Below are 4,691 nucleotides of genomic sequence, written 5' to 3'. Positions count from 1 at the left end.
TTGTGGTATTTTTTGCGCTATGGATCCTGATGACCAAACTGATGCGGCGTGTTTCGCTGCTTGAAGATGTGGAAGGTGGAATGAATCATTTTGTTCGGCTTGAGTTTTTATCGCGGGTGACCATCTTTATCGTCGCCATTAGTTTCATTTTTTTTGCAGTCGATATGATCCTGTCGCTGGAGGTGCATTGGTTTAGTACCGTGTTTGCAGCCAAGGCTTTTGTTGCCGCTTTTCTGCACGGGGCAGCCGTGATTACCCTGATTGTTATTATTCTGAATAAAATGGGCTACCTGAAGCTCATGAACCGCTCGCATTTGCACGATTTCACCCGGTATATGTTTATGCTGGCTATCGTATGGGGCTACCTGAACTTTGTCCAGTTTATGCTGATTTGGTACGGGAATATACCCGAAGAAACCGTCTTTTATGTGCACCGGATGCACGGAGCGTTTGAAGTGCTGTTTTTTGCCAATATAATACTCAACTGGGGAATACCATTTTTGTTTCTGATGCCTCGTTTCAGCTCGCGAAGCCGGATGTTCATGATACCTGTTATCCTCTTGTTGATTGTTGGGCAGTATACGGAGCTGTATTTCGAAATTTGGCCGGCTACAGTCGGGAGTGCCCAATTTGGATTACTCGAGATTGGCATGTACCTGGGCTTTGTAGGCTTGTTCAGTCTGGTTGTGGTTACCTACCTGGCAAAGGCTAGTCTGGTACCAAAGAATCACCCCTTCCTTCAGGAAAGCATTCATCATCACTTTTAACTAATTCTGTCCAAGACGAAAAAGGGTCGCTGGTTTATACAGTGACCCTCTTTTTTTGACGCAGGATTTGACAACGCTACTTCCTGAAATGGTGTTTCTTCGTTTTTGTCGCCAGTTCTGACAGTGCTTTAAGCTGCTCAGGTTCCTGCAATTGAATTAGCAAAATACCTTTCGACCTTGAGTCTTTTATATGCTCGATACTCACGTTTTGGGTTTTGTGCCCGTCCCTGCTAACCGACCGGCTGGTTCAGCCTTGGATCTTCCGGATGCTGAGTTCGCCGTTATCGCGGCTTCGGGTGCCTAAAACATAACTTCCAGTGTAAGGTAATGGTGCTACCCCCCCCCGCGGGGATGTAGCATGCTAAATCAATGATTTTACGAGAATGTTCTTTGTTTCGTTTGAAACAGCTGACTTAAGAATATAAGGGCTGTTTTCATGGCTTTGTTTCCACATACAAATTACGAAAAAAAGAAATAGGCTGCTGTTAAATAAATGTTAGGAAACCAAGGCTTAGATCTTCTCATTCCATTGAGTAAAACCCACTTGTATCGGGCGAAGGAGGTGTGTAAAAAGAGTTATGACTATCTGCAAGGGAACGGGACGAATTCAGAATTTCCTTTAATTTCAGTCTGCTTAGCTGCAGCAGCTGCAAGGGTTATATGTAAATCCGGAGGGGTTTTGTCCCAGGGCTTGGTCAATCTCATACTGAAAACTCTTTGTGCAACATTGTCCAAGGGGGTTCATTGCTTTGCATTTCCCGGTGATGGTTTTACCCGTCTGCTTTCGGACTTCGTTTATGGTTTTGCAGCCCTTCTTCACGGCTTCTTTGATTTCGCCCCTGGTCAGGTTCGAGCAATAGCAAATCGGAACATCGTCCGAACTGTCCTTAAAGAAGATTGGAGCGTTTAACTGATTCGTTCTAAAGCTGATTCCTTTTGAAAAATAGACCGTACTGCACAGGGGATTTGGGCAGGCATATATTTTCTCATTGGCTGGTATAGCCAGCTCTTTGCCAATTTTATTTTCCACCGCTTCTTTCGGAACAATAATCGCCGGGGTGCCACATTTTGAACAAACTTGAAACATGGTTCATCGCTTTAGTATTCGCAACAAAGATAAGAATCGGTCCTCTTAATCTGTTTCTTTTAGCACCTAAATAAATGACCAAGCTGTTTTGTATCGTGTCGTTCTTATATGCTTGCTGCAACGGGGTGGACATGATGGGTGGCTGGCAGGGACCATGGATCATAACTGCGATGCAGAATTCAGAATTACTAAACGCACTAACCCTTCTTTGATACTTGTGCATTTTTATAATCCGATTATTTGTGTGTAATCACCAGTTGTGATGATCATACCAGATGACTTCATTCGTCAATTTGATTTAGCTTTTCAATTTCCTTTTTAAGTAAACCCATTGTCACAGGGTGGAACGTTAATTTTAATTCCCCGTTGTTGGTTATTTCAGTTTCTTTAACCGCTAAGAATACTTTAGATCCGACTGTTTTCAGGGCTACAATGGTAACTTTCTCACCCAATGGAACACGATCAAACACTACGCAATCAGAGGTGATTTGCCCAGGAATTACTGCTTGAAAGCGTTGAAAAACCATGTTGATATTAACTTCCTCTGCTACATCAATTGGGATGGAGTATTTAGTTACAGAACCAGTGCTGTTGTAAAACCGGTCACAGTTTAACCAGCCTAGCTGAGTGGCATTAAAAACATACCGACTAACATCAGACGCGGTAACATGGCGGAAATTATCACCCTTGACTTTTTCTTCAAATTTTTCGTTTGAAGCAGCTACGTTTTGATCAGTAAGCTTAAATGTGAATGGTATTGTATAGGATACCCGAACTGGTTTTCCTTTTTGTTTTCCAGGTGTCCATTTTGGGAAACTGTTTACAACCCGAAGTGCTTCATTGTCCAGCGAACGATTAACACCCCGGGTAATAGTGGCATCGCAAACATGGCCCTCTTCGTCAACAATAAAATTCACGAATACCTGCCCTTGAATGCCATTTTCCATAGCGTCGACCGGATATCTGATATTGTCACGAATAAACCGGTTTAGTGCCAATTGCCCTCCGGGGAACTCCGGCATATCTTCAACAATGAAAAAAGTTTCCGAATTTTCCGGCTTAGATGTATCAGCCAGCTTCCAGTCAATTTTATCCCCATTCCACTGTCCGTAAAACAAGGCCATACCATCTTTGGAACTTGTGTTCGGAAAACCAATCTCAACAGATTGTCCGGGCTTGATAGCACACTTTTCGTCGGCAGACCTGGCCGAAATATTGAGCATGCCGCCTGTTTCCAGTGTCTTGCCTCCGGAAGTTGTCGTTAAATTGGACAAAATGAAATCGGATAATTTATAGTACTCTTCTGCTGAGATTTCTACTTCCCCTGTTATTGGCTCTCCTGTTTTTTCCGAAACAAACGAGTTGGCAGCTATTTTTATCGTTGTTCCCTCTTTGCAAGTTATTGTTGTATCCCTGATCGCTGAAATAGAAAATATTTGCGGCTCTTTTTCAACCTGTTGATAGATCGTTTCCAGCGAAATAGTCATAGGCTCAACTGCCATGGAATCAAGAATTGGCTGTTTGACCGGTTCTTTGTCAGAGGAATCCTTGACTAATGCTTGCTCATGGATCGTTTCAATGCTATCAACATGTTGTTCGATCCCAAGTGTATCTGCAAGAAGAACTATGGGCGGATTTTCCTGTGTCTGGTTTTGTGCAATTGGCCCTTCTGCATCTGTATTAAGATTTATCCAGATAAAGACTGACGCAGCAATGATTATAACGGTTCCCAGTACCAGGCTATTCATGTGGTTGCGAAAGAAACGCATTATATTGCTACTGGAGGTTACAGCGGTACAATTTGTTAGCAGAACATTGACTTGTTCTTGGCTCATCAAAGGAGCTTGTTCTGTGATTTTACAGAACAGTTGCTCCAGGTCGTTATTGGTTATTTCTCGCTTTTTCATTTTGTCAAACTCTTAATAGGATTAGCGGAAATACGGTTTGTTAAGATCGACTCGTTGTCGGAAAGCAATTTCCGTAAGTTTTCACGACCACGTGCCAGACGGTTTTTCACGGCAGCTTCGGTAATGCACATATTTCCAGCTATCTCTTTAATTGAAAAGCCAAGGATGTGAAATAGAAGTATCACCTCTCGTTGTTCGGTATTTAGCCGGGAAATACACTCGCGGATTAGCTGAATATCGTGTTGCATGTCGACAGAATCGGGGGCTACCTCTACATTCTTTGCTTTCACTTCGGATGGTTTTCCAAAGAATTTAGACCGACGCAGTTGTTTTCTGTGGCAGTTTCGGGCAATTCCAATAAGAAAAAATTGAAATGCATCCGGCTCTCGAAGGGTATTGAAGCTTTCGAAAGCCCTGGTCAGTGTTTCTTGCACCAGATCGAGTGCCTCTTCCTCGCTCCCGGTTATTACCCTGCAATAAGCTGAAAGCTGTCGCTGTACTGGAGCATATAGCTTCATGAATTCGGGGATCTTTAGATGGTTTGTATCCACAATACTTGCTTGTTTTTTATTAAGAGTACCATCTGTTGGAAAAAGGTATCGGTAATTAATAAAGAATTATGAGAAATTCTTATGCTGTTCAAATTGTATAATGAATGTCAGTGTATATGTACCTGTTAAATAGCTCCCTTTTTGTAACGGTTCAATCTCGCATATTATTATGTCTTTTCAAAGTATCGGATCTCCCGCGAGTCCATGTACCAACCGGTGAGTATAGATGCGGTTTGGACATTTGCCCAACTGCCATCGGGTGAATATAGATGCGGTTTGGACATTTGCCCAAGTGTCATCCAGGTAATATAGATGCGGTTTGGACATTTGCCCAACTGCCATCGGATGAGTATGGATACGGTTTGGACATCTGCCCAAG

Annotated in this window: 4 protein-coding genes and 1 pseudogene; 1 reads left to right on the top strand and 4 read right to left on the bottom strand. The window is 42.8% G+C overall.

All coding sequences use genetic code 11. The features are described 5' to 3' along the window. Nucleotides 1–767 (top strand): annotated as a pseudogene (locus tag AC37HE_RS08290) (hypothetical protein); the annotation flags it as partial. A 634-nt stretch (nt 768–1,401) separates the two neighbouring features. Here AC37HE_RS08290 and AC37HE_RS08285 read toward each other — a convergent pair. The 4 genes from AC37HE_RS08285 to AC37HE_RS08270 form a co-directional block, all read right to left on the bottom strand. Then, complete coding sequence (locus AC37HE_RS08285; RefSeq protein WP_500782359.1) at nt 1,402–1,854, bottom strand: (2Fe-2S)-binding protein; 453 nt, start codon at nt 1,852–1,854, stop codon at nt 1,402–1,404. A 281-nt stretch (nt 1,855–2,135) separates the two neighbouring features. Further along, on the bottom strand, nt 2,136–3,761 hold the full coding sequence (locus AC37HE_RS08280; protein WP_500782358.1) for an energy transducer TonB: 1,626 nt from the start codon (nt 3,759–3,761) through the stop codon (nt 2,136–2,138). After that, nucleotides 3,758–4,312 (bottom strand): RNA polymerase sigma factor, encoded by a 555-nt coding sequence (locus tag AC37HE_RS08275; RefSeq protein WP_500782357.1) that lies wholly within the window; start codon nt 4,310–4,312, stop codon nt 3,758–3,760. The genes AC37HE_RS08280 and AC37HE_RS08275 overlap by 4 nt, the downstream gene beginning before the upstream one ends. 167 nt (nt 4,313–4,479) lie before the next feature. Further along, on the bottom strand, nt 4,480–4,691 hold a 212-nt coding region (locus AC37HE_RS08270; RefSeq protein WP_500782356.1), incomplete at its 5' end, for a hypothetical protein.

This window comes from Mangrovibacterium sp. (assembly GCF_059905295.1).
Note: the sequence above shows the minus strand (reverse complement) of the source record. Positions and strands in the feature narration are given on the sequence as shown.